Origin of the sequence: Methanothermobacter sp. KEPCO 2 (assembly GCF_041228365.1) — an archaeon.
Lineage (GTDB): Archaea > Methanobacteriota > Methanobacteria > Methanobacteriales > Methanothermobacteraceae > Methanothermobacter > Methanothermobacter marburgensis.
The window spans coordinates 663906-679395 of the sequence record NZ_CP166185.1; the positions used below are offsets into that span (position 1 = coordinate 663906).

At 49.4% G+C, this 15490-nt stretch carries 20 protein-coding genes; 11 read left to right on the forward strand and 9 right to left on the reverse strand.

The window, feature by feature from the left end; genetic code table 11:
- Positions 1–23 precede the first annotated feature (23 nt).
- From metG to AB9H23_RS03485, 4 genes are read left to right on the forward strand one after another with little or no spacing between them, the layout of a single operon-like run.
- Positions 24–1982: a methionine--tRNA ligase gene (gene metG / locus AB9H23_RS03470; RefSeq protein WP_370005599.1), complete on the forward strand. Its 1959-nt coding sequence runs from the start codon at positions 24–26 to the stop codon at positions 1980–1982.
- A gap of 53 nt (positions 1983–2035) precedes the next feature.
- A complete protein-coding gene (locus tag AB9H23_RS03475) occupies positions 2036–3613 on the forward strand; it encodes a DUF530 domain-containing protein (protein ID WP_370005601.1) in 1578 nt (525 codons plus the stop codon).
- A gap of 8 nt (positions 3614–3621) precedes the next feature.
- Positions 3622–4086 carry a resolvase gene (locus AB9H23_RS03480; protein ID WP_370005603.1) on the forward strand — a complete coding sequence of 155 codons (465 nt, stop codon included), beginning with the start codon at positions 3622–3624 and terminating at the stop codon, positions 4084–4086.
- Between the two features lie 58 nt (positions 4087–4144).
- A complete protein-coding gene (locus AB9H23_RS03485; RefSeq protein ID WP_013295788.1) occupies positions 4145–5116 on the forward strand; it encodes a glycosyltransferase 4 family protein in 972 nt (323 codons plus the stop codon).
- A gap of 115 nt (positions 5117–5231) precedes the next feature.
- On the opposite strand, the gene AB9H23_RS03490 is transcribed toward AB9H23_RS03485, so the two are convergent.
- From AB9H23_RS03490 to AB9H23_RS03525, 8 genes are all read right to left on the reverse strand, one after another.
- Positions 5232–6113: a tetratricopeptide repeat protein gene (locus tag AB9H23_RS03490; protein WP_370005605.1), complete on the reverse strand. Its 882-nt coding sequence runs from the start codon at positions 6111–6113 to the stop codon at positions 5232–5234.
- 144 nt (positions 6114–6257) lie between these two features.
- A complete protein-coding gene (locus AB9H23_RS03495; RefSeq protein WP_370005607.1) occupies positions 6258–6473 on the reverse strand; it encodes a hypothetical protein in 216 nt (71 codons plus the stop codon).
- Positions 6474–6475: 2 nt separating this feature from the next.
- Positions 6476–6943, reverse strand: coding sequence for an RAD55 family ATPase (locus AB9H23_RS03500; RefSeq protein ID WP_370005610.1), 468 nt, complete (start codon positions 6941–6943; stop codon positions 6476–6478).
- Positions 6940–7575, reverse strand: a complete 636-nt coding sequence (locus AB9H23_RS03505) for an RAD55 family ATPase (protein ID WP_370005930.1) — start codon at positions 7573–7575, stop codon at positions 6940–6942. The genes AB9H23_RS03500 and AB9H23_RS03505 overlap by 4 nt, the downstream gene beginning before the upstream one ends.
- Positions 7576–7634: 59 nt before the next feature.
- Entirely contained in the window at positions 7635–8810 is a 1176-nt protein-coding gene (locus AB9H23_RS03510) for an ATPase domain-containing protein (RefSeq protein WP_370005612.1), read from the reverse strand.
- Positions 8811–8812: 2 nt separating this feature from the next.
- Complete coding sequence (locus AB9H23_RS03515; RefSeq protein WP_013295793.1) at positions 8813–9190, reverse strand: roadblock/LC7 domain-containing protein; 378 nt, start codon at positions 9188–9190, stop codon at positions 8813–8815.
- Positions 9191–9305: 115 nt separating this feature from the next.
- Positions 9306–9833, reverse strand: a complete 528-nt coding sequence (locus AB9H23_RS03520) for a hypothetical protein (RefSeq protein ID WP_321212007.1) — start codon at positions 9831–9833, stop codon at positions 9306–9308.
- Between the two features lie 40 nt (positions 9834–9873).
- Positions 9874–10317, reverse strand: a complete 444-nt coding sequence (locus AB9H23_RS03525) for a hypothetical protein (RefSeq protein WP_370005615.1) — start codon at positions 10315–10317, stop codon at positions 9874–9876.
- Positions 10318–10377: 60 nt separating this feature from the next.
- Here AB9H23_RS03525 and AB9H23_RS03530 point away from each other — a divergent pair, with 60 nt between their 5' ends.
- The 5 genes from AB9H23_RS03530 to cobM all read left to right on the forward strand — a co-directional run bounded on the left by AB9H23_RS03530 (position 10378) and on the right by cobM (position 13261).
- The gene (locus AB9H23_RS03530) at positions 10378–10809 is read left to right on the forward strand and encodes a methyl-coenzyme M reductase family protein (protein WP_370005617.1); all 432 of its coding nucleotides are present in this window, start codon (positions 10378–10380) and stop codon (positions 10807–10809) included.
- 109 nt (positions 10810–10918) lie between these two features.
- Complete coding sequence (locus tag AB9H23_RS03535) at positions 10919–11140, forward strand: hypothetical protein (protein ID WP_370005619.1); 222 nt, start codon at positions 10919–10921, stop codon at positions 11138–11140.
- Between the two features lie 142 nt (positions 11141–11282).
- Complete coding sequence (locus tag AB9H23_RS03540; RefSeq protein ID WP_013295798.1) at positions 11283–11525, forward strand: TIGR00304 family protein; 243 nt, start codon at positions 11283–11285, stop codon at positions 11523–11525.
- Between the two features lie 10 nt (positions 11526–11535).
- A complete protein-coding gene (locus AB9H23_RS03545) occupies positions 11536–12408 on the forward strand; it encodes a DUF166 family protein (protein ID WP_370005621.1) in 873 nt (290 codons plus the stop codon).
- Between the two features lie 100 nt (positions 12409–12508).
- A complete protein-coding gene (gene cobM, locus AB9H23_RS03550) occupies positions 12509–13261 on the forward strand; it encodes a precorrin-4 C(11)-methyltransferase (protein ID WP_370005932.1) in 753 nt (250 codons plus the stop codon).
- Positions 13262–13350: 89 nt separating this feature from the next.
- Here cobM and AB9H23_RS03555 read toward each other — a convergent pair whose 3' ends face one another.
- On the reverse strand, positions 13351–13734 hold the full coding sequence (locus AB9H23_RS03555) for a CopG family ribbon-helix-helix protein (RefSeq protein WP_370005623.1): 384 nt from the start codon (positions 13732–13734) through the stop codon (positions 13351–13353).
- A 116-nt stretch (positions 13735–13850) separates the two neighbouring features.
- On the opposite strand from AB9H23_RS03555, the gene AB9H23_RS03560 reads away from it, so the two are divergent.
- Together AB9H23_RS03560 and AB9H23_RS03565 are read left to right on the forward strand one after the other, a co-directional pair.
- Positions 13851–14738, forward strand: coding sequence for a metal ABC transporter solute-binding protein, Zn/Mn family (locus AB9H23_RS03560; protein ID WP_370005624.1), 888 nt, complete (start codon positions 13851–13853; stop codon positions 14736–14738).
- A gap of 5 nt (positions 14739–14743) precedes the next feature.
- Positions 14744–15490, forward strand: a complete 747-nt coding sequence (locus tag AB9H23_RS03565; protein ID WP_370005626.1) for a metal ABC transporter ATP-binding protein — start codon at positions 14744–14746, stop codon at positions 15488–15490.

A 15490-nucleotide genomic window follows, 5' to 3' on the forward strand; every position in this document is an offset into this window, starting at 1 on the left:
TCATGATTCAAGGAGGAGTTGAGTTGAGCAAAGTATTTATCACCTGCGCACTTCCCTATGCCAATGGGCCAACGCATCTCGGTCATCTGAGGTCAACCTACATACCCGCGGATATATATGCAAGGTACAGGAGGCTGCGGGGTGACGACGTCCTGTTTGTGTGCGCCACAGATGAACACGGAACACCCATAGCCGTCAAGGCAGAGAGTGAGGGCCTGGAACCCATTGAAGTTGCCACACGGTACAATGAGATGATAAAACGTGACCTTGAGGAATGCGACATATCCTTTGACAGTTTCACAAGGACCACCGATGATCTGCACTACGAGATAGCCCAGAACTTCTTTCTGAAACTCTATGAGAATGGTTACATATACGAGAAGGACATAAAACAGCTCTACTGCAACAGCTGTCAGCGCTTCCTCCCGGATAGATACGTTGAGGGGACCTGTCCCCACTGTGGAGGTGAGGGTGCCCGTGGAGACCACTGCGAGAGCTGTGGAAGGCACCTTGAACCCCTCCAGCTTGAGGATCCCCTGTGCATGGTGTGCGGGTCAGAGCCCGTGGTGAGGGATTCAAGGCACTACTTCTTCCGCCTCAGCCAGTTCCAGGATGAGATCAGGGAATGGATTGAGGGATCAGACATGCCCTCAAATGTTAAGAACTACGCCCTGCAGTGGCTCAAGGAGGGCCTCAGGGACTGGATACTCACAAGGGACATGGACTGGGGGGTCCCTGTACCCCTTGAGGGAAATGATGGTAAGATAATCTATGTCTGGGGTGAGGCCTTCCTTGGATACATATCATCTGCTGCAGCCTGGAGCAGAAAAACCGGAAAGCCCTGGAGGGACTACTGGGATGCAGGTGCAGTTCACTTCATAGGAAAGGACATAATATACCACCACGCCATATTCTGGCCAGCCCTCCTCATGGCCTACGGGTGCAGAACCCCTGAGAACATAATAGCCGGGGAGTACCTCTCACTTGAGGGGAGAAAGATGTCCACCAGTAAGAACTGGGTTGTCTGGACATCAGATTTCCTTGAAAGATTCCATAAGGACCTTCTTAGGTACTACCTCACAGTCAACGCCCCCCTGACCAGGGACACCGATTTCTCATGGGATGACTTCCAGAGGAGGGTCAACGATGAACTGGCGGATGTCCTTGGAAACTTCCTCCACCGGACCTTCTCCTTCACAGGGAGGTTCTTTGATGGCAGGGTGCCTGAACCATCAGAACTCACAGCAGAGGACGAGGAGTTCCTCAACTCCATAAAAAAAGCCCCAGATACTGTGGGTGAGCTCCTGGAGAACTTCCAGTTCAGGGACGCCATGATGTCAGTGATTAAACTTGCAAAGAAGGGTAACAAGTACTTCAACGATCAGGAACCATGGAGGGCCATTAAGGAGTCACCTGAGAGGGCCTCAACATGCCTCTACCTATGCAACCTCCTTGCGGCCAACCTCGGGAAACTCCTAATGCCCTTCATGCCGTCCTCAGCAGAAAGGGTGCTCTCCATCATGAACATGGAGGATGAACCGTGGGGCTTCCATGAACTTGAACCCGGCCGGGTCATAGAGAGGGCCAGGCCCCTCTTCTCAAAGATACCCGATGAGGTAATTGAAGAGGAGAAATCAAAACTCATCAAGGAGGAGGATAGTGTGTCTGAAACCGTGACAATCGATGACTTTGCAGCCCTGGACCTCAGGGTGGGTGTTATAAGATCAGCTGAGAGAATAGAGGGGTCAGATAAACTCCTCAAACTCATGATAGACGTGGGTGAAAGGGAAATGCAGGTGGTTGCAGGCCTTGCAGAGAAGTACAGCCCCGAGGATCTCCTTGAAAGGAAGGTTACCGTCCTTGCCAACCTTAAACCCGCCAAACTCTTTGGTGTTAAATCCGAGGGTATGGTCCTTGCAACCGGGGAATCACTGAACATACTGGACCCCGGTGATGCGGGTATCGGTGAACGGATAATGTAGATGTGATACAACCTTCTGATAATTCGGTATGCTGTGCCTGGCTGGAGAATAGTATGAACGAATCAGGTCTAATTGCAAGGTCAGAAAGGTTTCTGGAGAGTATAAAGGATAGAAGGATCTCTGACGACGATCTTAAGTCGCCGGAAGCACTCCTTAATCTTTACATCTACCTCCGGGGAAACCTTGAGGAGCTTCAGGATCTGAAGGAGGCCATGGAGCTGAGGGGCTTCAAGTACCCCTTCAGGTCAATATCCGGGTACAGCACCCACCAGTCCCCTGAAATCGCTGAGGACATCCATGACATAAAGAGGCACGCCCAGTACTTCCGCATGAAGGCATCTGTAAAGAAGAACCTCCTTGACAGGGTTAACTCTGCAATCTCATCCCACAGGATAGCCCTCGGTAACATTGAGGAGTACGTTTTCCTCAAATGCCATGAATGTTCAAGGAGCCTGCGGCTGGGGGAGGTGGAGCTCCATGACCCGGAGGGGAGTGTTGAATGCCCCTGTGGATCAGATAGCCTGAAGGTCAGGTTCAATGAACGGGCACTCTGCAGGCCGGAGATAATACCGCACCTCCCCCTCTCAGGGGATTACATGGTGAAGATGTCCGAGCTGAGCCTCTGGGCCAGAAAGGCCCTCAAGAAGATAATGAGGCTACTTAAAAATGAAAAGAAGGGGGCTGTAAGATCGGCCACCCTGGTTATAAGGGTCCTTGAGGATGGTAGGTGGATCAGAAGGCGCATAACCCTTGACAGTGAGGACGATGACTACGAGAGGATGCTGAGGCAGAGGTATGGGCCAAATGTGAGGGTGGAGCTGATACAGTTCCACAGGAAAAAATCCAGCATAGTGAATGACAGGTACACAAGGACAGCCCTTGCACTTGCATATGCCGGCCTATCCCAGAAGATAATAGATGAGATACGGGATGCCGTCTACAGGGAGAACCTCAGGAATTACGATGCCGTGGAGAGGTACCGGGAGATAGTCTTTGATGCCAGAACATATTCACCTGATCTCAGGATTTCCGAGGATGAACTCAGTGAGGTACGATTGCAGAGGATGCACAGGCTAATCCATGAAGCAGGTCTTGGTGATGAGAACGGTAACCTGAACCCCCTGCTAAAGGAGGACCTTGAGACAATGGAGGAACTCAAGAGGGAGATCTTCAGGGATGTTCCCGTGAACCTCATTCTCTGGGACGTTGCCTTTTACTACCTTGGAACATCCCTGGACCGCCGCTCCAAGTATTCTGGCCCATTCCCCAACCTCAGACCCGTACTTGACAGGACACAGGTGAGGACCTTCGATGAGTTCAGTGAAGACGCCCTGGAACTCCTCAGAGGGTACTGGAACTGTGGAATGGTCTACATTGAGAACCTGGGGGATGTTCTCATGAGAAAATTTGAAATTGAGGAGAAAATGAAGGGTCTACACATGAAACCTGACCCCCTTGCATTTGGTGCCGCTGTGATGCACATGGAGGCAGGTATTGATGCTGAAACATGCGCTGAACTCTTCCATGTGAGTGTGGAGGACGTGGCCGAGGAGGAGAGGAGCATTGAAAACCTGGGTAAGCCATCTACCGACAGGGCTAAAATGTTTCTCAACCTTATAAAAGGTGATTGAGTGGTTTTATGGCAGAAAAGATCCATTTGAATCAGCCTCTTACTTCAAGGCGGATAATTGAGATCCTTGAGAAGAACCCTGACCTCAAGAAGATCACATGCCCCATAAGCCTCTATCACCGTACATCAAAGAGGTACCTTGAGGCCCTTGAGGAACTTGGAGTGGAGGTTGAACCCGTTAAGAGAATCGGGAGACCCCGGAAGTACACAGAAAAGGACGTTAAGATGGTGCAGAACCTTTTAAGGGAGGGTAAAACCCCAAAACAAATTTCGGGTATCACGAATATACCCCTGAAGACTGTCTACTACCTCAAGGGCGATATGAAACTGAAGAGGGGTAAGAAAAGAAAGTATGATAAGAACACGCGCCTCAGGGTCCGTGAAATGGCCAGAAAGGGCGTTCCAGCCAGAAAGATTTCTGAGGAGCTTGGGATACCCCTCAGAACAGTATACTATATACTCAAGAATGGCTGATTATCTGAAAATTTATAAATGTGGGCGGTTAATACTATAGGATAAATCCGGTGATTTTATGGTTCTGAACTTTACACCTGAATATTCATCTGTACTTATCGTATCAATAATCTGCTGTATCATCTCATTTACATCAACATATACCGTTATGCCAAGGCTTATAAGTAAGCTTAAGGATGCCAACGTCGTTGGAAACGACATACATAAAATCTCAAAGCCCATCGTCGCAGAGATGGGTGGTATCGGGATACTCTTTGGGTTCACGATAGGAATGTTTCTGGGGATGTACTTCTTCCCGCGTCTCCACTATGAACTCATGGTGACGCTCCTTGTGATACTACTCGTGGGTATAGTGGGGATGGTTGATGACCTTGTGAGGCTCTCCTCACGTGAAAAACTCTTCCTTCTATTCCTTGCAGGTCTCCCCATAATATGGGTGGCCCCCCCAAACGTCGGAATACTCTACATGATCATGATGCCAGTTGCAGTTTCAATAGCATCAAACCTCACAAACATGCTTGCTGGCCTGAATGGTATCGAATCTGGCCTTGGATCAATTGCAATGACGGCCCTTACCGCCTCATGTATCATAATGGGCAAATACAATGTCTCCATAATAACCATGGCAATGCTGGGGGCACTCCTGGCGTTCCTCATCTACAACAGGTACCCATCAAGGGTATTCCCCGGGGACGTGGGAACCCTCATAATAGGGGCCTGCATAGCCTCTGTTGCATTTATAGGTAGGATCAAGATAATAGCACTCATCGTCCTCCTCCCCAACATCATAGATGGCCTCCTGAAGTTCTACAGTGCAGGTGTCGTTGAGAGGCACAGGCACAGGCCCACAGAAATTTCAGAGGACGGTAAACTCATAGCACCCCCTGAGGGATTCAACTCCCTCATAAGGTGGATACTTAGAAGACCCATGACCGAGAAGAGGGTTGTGATGATAGTGTGGTCAATTGGGGTATTCTTCGGGGCCCTTGGGGTTCTACTTGCATTCATACTCCCTCTGGACCCCTTCTAAGAATTTTTATAATGAGAAACTTTAGAACCTCAAGTGTTCAGGTACAAAGTCATCCTTCAGGGGCTTTAGGGCTTGTTGAGAAGTACCTCAGAGAAGATTATCTGCTTTTCTGGCCTCAGAAACTGTAGAGTTTGTTGAGGAGCTCAAGGGTCACGGACTCCATCTCCCTCTCATCCAGTTTCTGGAAGATTTCAACAGCCCCCCTGAAAGCTGATGCAACACCCTCAGGGTTGTTTTCTATGAATTCGAGGACCCCCATGAGGACCATTGCAACGGCAAGTCCCATGTCATTGTTTGTCTTTTTGAAAAGATCCTCGGCCTTCTTAATGTACTTCCTTGACTCGCTGAAGTCCTCATTTTTAAGTGAATAAGCCCCCAGAAGCAGAAGCAATGACGCCTCTGTGGCTGTATCGCCAATATCCCTTGCAATCTGGTAGGCCTCCCTTATCTGGGATATGGAGTCCTCGTAGGACTGTGACTGGTACATTGTAAGTGATTCAATCCTTTCCACGAGCCTGTCCAGGAATGGCTCAATGGCACCAAGATCCACCTCTGCCATTTCTGGTTCGGCCTCCTCCTGGAGGCGGTTGAGGCTTGCTATATCTATGGCCTCCCTGATCTTTTCGACTTCCTTGATCTTTTCCCTGAGATCCTTTCTGAGGGGTGAGTTAACAGAGTTATAAATCCGGAGCGCCTCCTTAAAGTACTCCATTGCAGTTTTGATTTTTCTATCACTGAGGTAGACGTCACCCATGGAGTCGAGGGCAAATGCCATGAGCTCCTCGTCATTCATGTCAGAGGCCACCTTGTAGGCCCTTTCAAGGTAATCAAGTGCCTCCCGGCTATCCCCTTCATCGGCATAAAAGCTGGCTATCCTTATGAGGGTGTCAAATTCCTCCTCAAGGAGTTCCTCAAGTTTACGCAGGTACTTCTCCAGTGATTCGCCACCCTCATCTCCCTTGAGAAAATCAAATATGCTCAGAATGGTTAATATCATCGTCACAGCCCCTGACATTATGATAAATATATGGGAATCGTAATTTAAATATCTATCAGTAAAGAGACCTTCTGATCAAGATCATCAGTTTAATGAACACATGCAATAGCTTCCGCAAGGTAAAGGAGGGCCTCAGGATCCAGATCAGCCCACCAGAAGACCCTGTTCGCCTATCCTGTAGGGCGCCTCCCTGGTCCCTGAGGGGGTGCTGGAAGATATCATTGAGCCATCCATGCGGATATGCACATCGAAAAGTTCAGGAATCCCCTTCTCTATTTCCGGATCCGCAACCCCCTCTGTATACGCCACCAGTGCTATTCCATTGGCCTCCCTCACACGGTTATTGTAGGCCTTGAGCACCCTCAGCACAAGCCTTGGGGGTTGAATGCCAGTAGAATTGATGCGGAGTCAAAGGCTGAAAGGAATATACCTGACTCCTGGTAGAGGCTCCTTGTGGCTATACCGACCTTGACCATGAGGTCTGTGGTGTTCTGAAGTGCTGAATACCTTATGTTCCCTGAATCCTGGGGTTTACCACCCCCAAGTCCGGTTGGAAGATCAATTACATGAAGTTTATCACTGAAGGTCTGGATGAACCAGTTAAAGGCCATAGTATTCCTCTGCAGATCCCTGTAACCATATTCCGCCGCTATGAAAAGGCACGGGGTTCCGGCCTGCAGTCCCCTGTAGATGAACTCCGTTGCAAGTACAGATTTACCTGCCTTGGGGGGACCCGTGACCAGCATAACTGAACCAGGCTCCAGTTCACCCAGGATATCATCAAGTCCAGCTATACCTGTGGTGTAGTTCTCACTCATGATATCCCTCATGGGTTGACCTTAAGGCCCTTATCGTCTATGGTGTAGGGGGCGCTGGCCCTTCCCACTCCTATCATGGCCTCAACTGTGAGTTCGGATCCATCGAGGTGTATTATGTTATCCACAACCGCCTTGAGCATGGTCTCAACCTTTGGATCTGCAGATCCCTCGGTGTAGGTGACAATGGCGGTTCCACCGGCGTCCTTGATCCTCATTATGTATGCTGTTAGGACTCGGACTATCAGCATCTCATCATTGAATGCCATTAGCGTCGTAAGGGAGTCCAGGACAGACCTGAACATGCTGTAGCCTGCAGTTATGTTCCTTATGGCAACCCCCAGCTTCACCATTATATCTGTGGGGTTATGCACAGATGATGAAAGGTAGGTGTTGCCAGCATCAGATGCCGGCCCTGAGATGCTTGATATCGCATCTATCACATATAGAAGTTCATTCTCCATGTAGCTCTCAGCATCCATACCAAGAACCTGCATGTTCCTCTTGAGGTCCGCCAGACCATAGTCTGTGGATATATAGAGACAGGGTTCACCCCTCTCAGCACCCCCCGCAGTGAAACCATAACTGAATATGGATTTACCAACCTTTGGGGGCCCATAGACAAGTGTAACAGTATTTTCAGGGATCGCCCCCCACCGATGAGTTCATCAAGGCCCCTTATTCCTGAGGGAATTTTAACAATCATTTAACCACCATAGAGAAGTCCAAGGAGGGTTTCAAGTGCTTCCTTCACTCCCCATCCCTCTTTGAGTGAAACAGGTATTATGGGGACATCACCTCCAAGCTTCATCCTTGTTCTTATCTCATCAGGTGAGAGTGCGCCTGGAAGATCCTGTTTATTGGCAACCACAACCTTAGGTATCGCCTCTGCCCTTGTCTTTCTTATCATCTCCTTGGCCCTGGCGAAGGTTTCAGGTGCGGTTGAGTCCACAAGTATAAATGCCCCTACAGCCTCCCTTGAGAGGACATCCAGTATGAGGTCGAATCTCTCCTGTCCTGGTGTACCGAAGATATCCGCCATGAAACCCTTATACTCGAGGTGCCCTATGTCCATTGCAATGGTTGTTGGGAATGCTGAGAGGGCCTTTCTGTCAACAGAAACTGCCTTTGTGGATATTGACTTTACGAATGTGGATTTCCCTGAATTGTAGGGGCCCGTAACCAGTATCTTGGGCACATAGACCTTAACGCCGCCTGGCTGTACAACAAAGAAGAGGACCATGGTTTCAGGGGGCTTGGACCAGTCAGAATGGGCAACCATGAACCCCTGCCCTATTATGACCCTCTCCTCAATGGTCCTCAGGTCAATGACACAGTCCATGAGTGATCTCAGTTTATCCATAAGCTCCCTTTCATAGTCCCATTCAGTGAAGAGGTAGACAAGGTTGACATCCAGTTCAGAGGCCCTCCTGTTCCATGTCTCTACAATTTCAAGGGTGTCACCGTTCCCCAGATAATCTATTATTACAGAGAGACAGTTTATTACTCCCACACCACCGGGAATATCCTCTATTGCACTCAGAACTGTTTCCTTTATCTCTGAGTAATCACTGACAGTGTAACGTTCCTCTGATGGCATTCCAAGGAAGGGTGAACTTCCATCAACAAAGAACATGTCCCCGTTCTCAATATGGGGCTCGATGTCCCAGCCATAGGACCTGAATTCATATATTATGCTCTCAGGTTCCTCAACGTTGGTGAATATAAACCCCTTCTCACCTTCATCAAGGCGCCCGTTGAGCATCTGGTAACCGAATGCCTCATAGTCAACTCCGGGGGATGCCGAGAACATCACAGAAGCCCCCTCCCTCACTCCACCGCCCAGGAGGTCGTCGAGTTTCGGGATGTAAGTCCTCTTCATGTTCACATCTCCCTTAGAATTTCATCGACCTGTGCTGCCCTTGAATCCATTTCAAAGAGCAGCAGACCAAGCTGTGCCTCCGGTTCTGCCAGGGCCGTGAATATGGCCTTCTCACCTGCAGGTTTGAGAATGATTATACCCTTCTCGGTCCTCACGGTTATCTCAGAAACGCCGCCAGTGTTCATCTGCCCTGATGCCGCCTCTGCAGCACCCATTATGGTTGAACAGAGGGCTGAGAATATCCTGGCATCAACATCTGGAGGTGTCCGTGCGTTTATAAGCAGCCCTTCCTTTGAAACAATACCCGCAGCCCTTATCTGACCGACCTGCATAAAAGCAGAGAGCACATCATCCAGTTTTTCCTTCTTTGTTTTGGCCATCAATACACCCCAGTGACTCGGTAACCGGTATCAGAAAGTGTCCCCGGCGATGAGTATTACAGTTTAATTATGTTGTTAACCCTTTATATCAGTTTACATCTGGCTGCGGTGTAATCTAAGGAGGAACCCACACCGCCTCAGATGTTGTGAAAACGTAGTGATCTGAAAGGGCAGGGTTGTGGTAGGTACCTGTAAGGTTCTCTGTCCTGAAGGTCCGTGAGATGGATCTCCTCATGCAGAAGTTCACCCTGTCAGAGAGGGACTCCCTAAGGGAAGGCTCCATAGGTGGGCCAGAGAGCCATGCCCTCAGACGGAACTTCCTCCGTCCGTATGTGCTGTTGTAGCCCTCGTCAATCATCTCAACCCTTAGAACCCTGACATCAGACGGTCTGAGGAGGGCTGGCTTCTGATTCTGGTACTCCTCAAAGGTAACAGCAGGGTAGACTGCAAGGGTGTCAGTAGTAACCCCCTCCAGGGCCCCGGTTTTTGCAGCGGAATGGGCTGCCAGGAGTTCAAGCTGCATTCCAGCCTGAACAGAGATGAGTGTGGCAATGAGGAGCCCGGCACCTGTAAGTAGCAGGTACTCAATGGGTACCTGCCCTTCAGTGCAGCCATAGATATGACCTGCCCTCAAATTTGTCACAGATGAACCCCCCAGGGACTCCTCGTAGATACATCTAAACTCAGAGCCTCACCTCCGAGACCATGATAAGGGTCCTGTTATTCCTGCAGGTGTTCCTTATTGAATATTTCCTGCTTGCCTCAAGGTTAATTGATGCAGGGGTACCCTTCGAGTCCACTATAAGAACATTGGACATATTTGAGAATCCCCTGTAACCATCCACCCATCCATAGACCCCTGTTGAGTTGATCCTCAGCCTGTAAGCTGCTGTGTGGTTGAGACGTGGTGGGAGCTCAACAACAACCTCACGACCCGGACCCCCTGCAACTGCAAGGTCAACGGCACATGCCACATCATCCATGAGTATGCGGAGTTCAAGAAGTCCATCCTCATGGTTAACACCATCAATCCTTGAACCAGCAATGGCAACCATGGTGAATAAAAGCAAAACCATGAAAAAGGTTGATGTTACGGCGTCAGCTGCCAGAACTCCATGTGAATCCATGAGAGTAATTAATAAATTTTTATATATAAATATTACTAACTGGTGTATAGATATAGTTTGATGCACATAAACCTTTACATGTATTCTCTAGTGGTCTTCACCGGGGGACCCCATAACTTCCATGAAGTTGAGGAATTTGTTGAGGATGCCGGTGGCCTTATAATCCAGAGGGACACATTCAGCGTTCACAGAGGCCAGTACTTCCTGAGAAATGAGGTCAGAGTCCTGTGCATCATTCCCAGCACAGATGAAGACACACTCAGAGAGACCGCCCGCAGGATAAAGGGGGAAATAGAGGGCCTAGATGTTAATCAAGATGTCCTTGAGAGGATACAGTCCCTTCTTGAGGTCTATGATAGGCTTGCAGAAGAACCCTCATGGACCCCCGAAGATGAGATTGTGGCCGATGACGGCCTCCTTGATGAGATGGTTGACATGGAACTCATTGAAAGAAGAAAGATGGGCCATAGGGTCGAATACCGTCTGCTATGAGATTTTATGCTGACAAAAATTTAGGGGTCCGTTCTGCATCAGAGGATCCATGTCATCCAGATTTATGTAGGTGGTCTTTCAGATTAGTATAGGAGCTGGAGGATTTAATATGGCAAATGAAATAAAACAGCTTGTGATAGGTATAAGCAGAGATGGAGAGATAATCGTAAAGAGTAACAGGGGAAGGATCTACCCGGTTAAGGTATCGCCCGACCTCAGTTTCAGCTGTGAGGACCTCTTCAGGCACACTGATAGGGAACTCTATGCAACAATAAATACTGAGGTCCAGCCCTGGGAATGCGTGTCCATTGAATACGCGGAACCAGAGTAAAATCATCAGCTAATCTCATTCAGAGACATGGGTTTAGCAGCCACTGACACATGACATGCCACTTAAATAAAATGAGGAGTACAATAGCTTTAAGACCAGATACACCAGATAATAGGAGTACAACAATTCAGTGGAGGATATCATGAGGGGAGAGATTCTCATAACCGCCGGAGTAATCCTTATAATCACAGGCATACTCTTAACATTCATTGGAGGAGCCCTCAGCGCCTCCCAGACAAGGGATAAGGGGGAGGTTAAGGCTGCGGGAGTTGTAATGATAGGGCCCGTGCCCATAATCTTTGGCAGCGACAGAAACATGGCCATCACAGGGGTTGTACTTGCCCTGATCCTCATGGTGGTTGCATACATACTCTTCTACAGATAGGTGTGCTTCCATGAGGATCATAATGGTGGCCGGTGGAGAATACGGCGCCAGGGTGGTAAATACCGTCGCCTCCCATGGGCTGGCACCGGACATGGTGGCTGTATTTGATTATGATGATTATTCTGGTGAATTTCTGGATGATCCATCATCACTTCTTCCCCCAGAAATCCCTGATGCAGATCTCACAGTTGCTGCGGGACTCTTCGGTGACCTTAACCTCGTCGCGGCTGAAATAGCAGTTGAATCGGGATCGAAGGCCATCATAGTGGAATCCCATGCGCCAGGTCAGCTCCCTGAAGGTCTTAAATCTGAAATTTCAGGGATGGTTGAATCAGCCGTCTTCCCATCACCCTTCTGTTCACTTGATACTACAGAAAACCCATTCATTGACTCATTTGCATCAGGATTCGGGAAGCCTGAGGTGGAGATGGATGTGAAGGAGAGCGTCCTTGCAGTCCGGGTTAAAAGAAGCGCCCCCTGTGGTTCCACCTTCTACGTTGCAGAGAGGATAAGGGGTGTTCCCCTCCCTGAGGTGGATGTGACTGCAGGTGAAGGATTCCACAACTACCCCTGCCTGGCATCCATGGAAGCTGACCCTGCACTGGGGGATACCCACCTCCACGTTGCAGGTTACCTCACAAGGGAGGCCTTCAAGAGGGCTGCCGGTGTGCCCGGGGTTCATGCCCGCGTCGACCCCCGGGAATGCCTGGGAGAGGAGTGTGGCTTCCTCTGCATGGATGTCTGCCCACTTGTCAGGTTATCAATGAATACCATAAGGAAGGGTGGGACTGCAGAGGTGGATCCCTTCTCCTGCGGTGCCTGTGAGAGGTGCGCCAGGGAATGTCCCCACGGGGCCATAGAAATGATAAACCCGCGGCCATGATAGGATCCACAGGGTCATCCATGCTCCCGACGTAAACCCTGAATAATGCAGAGGAGATGATAATCTGAAAGGTACAGAAAACCCTGAAGTTAAGGAAAAAATTACAGGTAAGGTTGTATTCATAGGTGCAGGTCCAGGGGACCCTGAACTCATAACACTGAAGGCCATACGGGTTCTTAAAAGGTCAGACGTTGTGATATACGCCGGTTCACTTGTAAACAAAAAGATCCTGGAATACGCGCCAGGTGCAGAGGTCCACAACAGCGCCCATATGGACCTCGAGGAGATAACAGAAATCATGGTGAATGCCTGCAGGGCCGGTAAAACCGTGGCGAGGGTTCACACAGGAGACCCCTCTATTTATGGGGCCATCAGAGAGCAGATGAGGGTTCTTGATGAGAAAGGAATTCCATACAGTGTTATACCTGGCGTCAGTTCCGTTTTTGCAGCCGCAGCCGCCCTGGGGGCCGAGCTTACACTCCCTGAGATTTCTCAGACCGTCATAATAACACGTCCTGCCGGGAGAACACCTGTGCCGCCTTCAGAGAGCCTCGAAGAGCTTGCAAGACACGGTTCAACCATGTGCATATTCCTGGGTGTCCACATGATAGGGGACGTTGCAGAGAGGCTGATGAATCACTACCCACCTGACACCCCCGTTGCCGTGGTTAAAAGGGCCTCATGGCCTGATGAGGAGATTGTGAGGGGCACGCTGGCAGATATATCCAGGAAGGTGCGTGAGGCCGGTATAAAAAAGACAGCCATGATAATCGTGGGAAGGGTTCTCGATCCAGGGGATTTCAGAGCCTCCAAGCTCTATGACGCCGGATTCAGCCACGAATACAGACCCTGACCAAACCTTATCCTAACATTATTCTTCCTGAGGCCGATTTCAGCCACGGATCCCACAGATTTTATTCTCTTTTTAGGTTACCCCTGAAATCAGAACGTGAAGAGCTTTATGTGAGCCATTCTCCCGCAGGCCATGAACCTCTCTGTAAGTTCCCTCACCCTTGAGGACTCTCCCTCAATTATGAAGAGTTCAAGGCACTTCCCATCCTTGAGGTGACTGTGTATCTGGGTGCTGATTATATCCTCATAGTCATGTTTTATCTCTGTGACCATGTCCTCGTCATTTCTTTTGTGTATGAGAAAGAGAACTGCGTTTATATCTCCCCTCAATTCCTGCATGTTTCTTTTCTCATCTATCAGAAGCCTTGCAGCAGCCCTTACAACATCGGATCTCCCTGAGAATCCCATCTCATCCCTAAGTGCATCTATCTCCGCAAGGAGCTTTTCACTGAGTGAAACACTGACCACAACCATGGATCACTCTATTTTAATAAGAATTTATATAGTTTATGTTAAATTTTATTAAATTATGCTCCAGATATTAACAATTTTTATATGTTTTCAGGGACATAGATTGAATGGGTGGTTGGATGGAAAGATGGAAGATAGGTGCGCTTGCACTCATAACCATACTCTCGGTGTCTGGAATGTACGTCTTCACATCAGAGGCATCAGAGGAACCGGATCAGAAAAAACTGATTGTTGCGGTTACAGTAATGCCACAGAAGGAGTTCGTGGAGGCAGTTACAGGGAACCGGGCAGAGGTGGTTGTCCTGGTGCCAGAGGGCGCCGACCCCCACACCTATGAACCTGAACCAGAGACACTCAGGAGGGTGTCAGAGGCCAGGGCATACTTCATTGTTGGATCCGGCCTTGAATTCGAAAACCACTACCTTGATAAAATAAGGACACTTAACCCCAGCATGAGGATAATAAACACTTCAGAGGGGATAGAGTTCATTCCATCAGCCATTGAAGATCCACATGAATCAGCCGAGAGCCCATACGACCCCCATGTGTGGACATCACCCAGAAACGCAATGTTGATGGTGAACAACACACTGAGGGGGCTCCAGGAGATTGACCCACAGCACAGCAGATACTACAGGGAAAACGCTGCCACCTACCTTGAAAGGCTGCATGAACTGGACATGAGGATCAGAATGGAGCTTAAAAACAGAACCGGTGAGAGCATACTGGTCTACCACCCTGCCTGGGGATACTTCTGCAGGGAATACGGGTTAAAACAGGTTGCAATTGAAAGGGAGGGAAAGGAACCGGGCCCGGCAACATTATCACTGATAATTCAGGAGGCCAGAAGGGAGAACATAAGGGTTGTAATTGTATCACCACAGTTCAGCAGGAGGAATGCAGAACTCATTGCAGAAGAGATAGGGGCGAGGGTTGCCGTCGTGGACCCGCTGGGGGGAAACTACACCAGAAACATCGAGGAGGTACTTAGGGCTCTTAAGGAGTGATGGAAATGCTGGCGGTTGAGATGAGAGATGTCAATTACCAGGTGAATGGCAGGCCCATACTTGAGGACATCAACCTTGAGGTACCTGAAGGTGAAATCCTTGCAGTGATCGGACCCAACGGTGGGGGTAAAACAACACTACTGAAACTCATAACCGGACAGATAAGGCCATCCTCAGGGACTGTGAAGGTTCTGGGGAAAAATCCTGAGGATGCCCGGGAAAGGATCGGATACCTCCCCCAGAGGAGTCACTTCAAAACAGATTTCCCCATAAACGTCCTCCAGACAGTCCTCATGGGCACATACAGGAGATTTGAGGCATATACAGATGATGATAGAAAAAGGGCCCTCAGATCCCTGGAAATGGTGGGGATGCTGGATTACAAGGATAGAAAAATTGGTGAGCTCTCAGGGGGAGAGCTACAGAGGGTTTTCCTTGCAAGGGCCATTGTAAGGGATCCTGATCTTCTCCTCCTTGATGAGCCAACTGCAAGCGTTGACCCGGCCTTCAGGACCTCATTCTACAACCTCATAGATGACCTCAGGGAGAGGATGACGGTGATCCTGGTATCCCACGATATCGGGACTGTCGCCCAGCACGTGGACAGTGTGGCGTGCCTTAACCACCGGCTATTCGTCCATGGGACAGTGGAGGAGGCCGTCAGCTGCCTTGAGGATGCATACGGCTGTCCAGTGGAACTCATCGCACATGGGATACCCCACAGGGTGCTCCATGAACACAGGGAGGGGTGA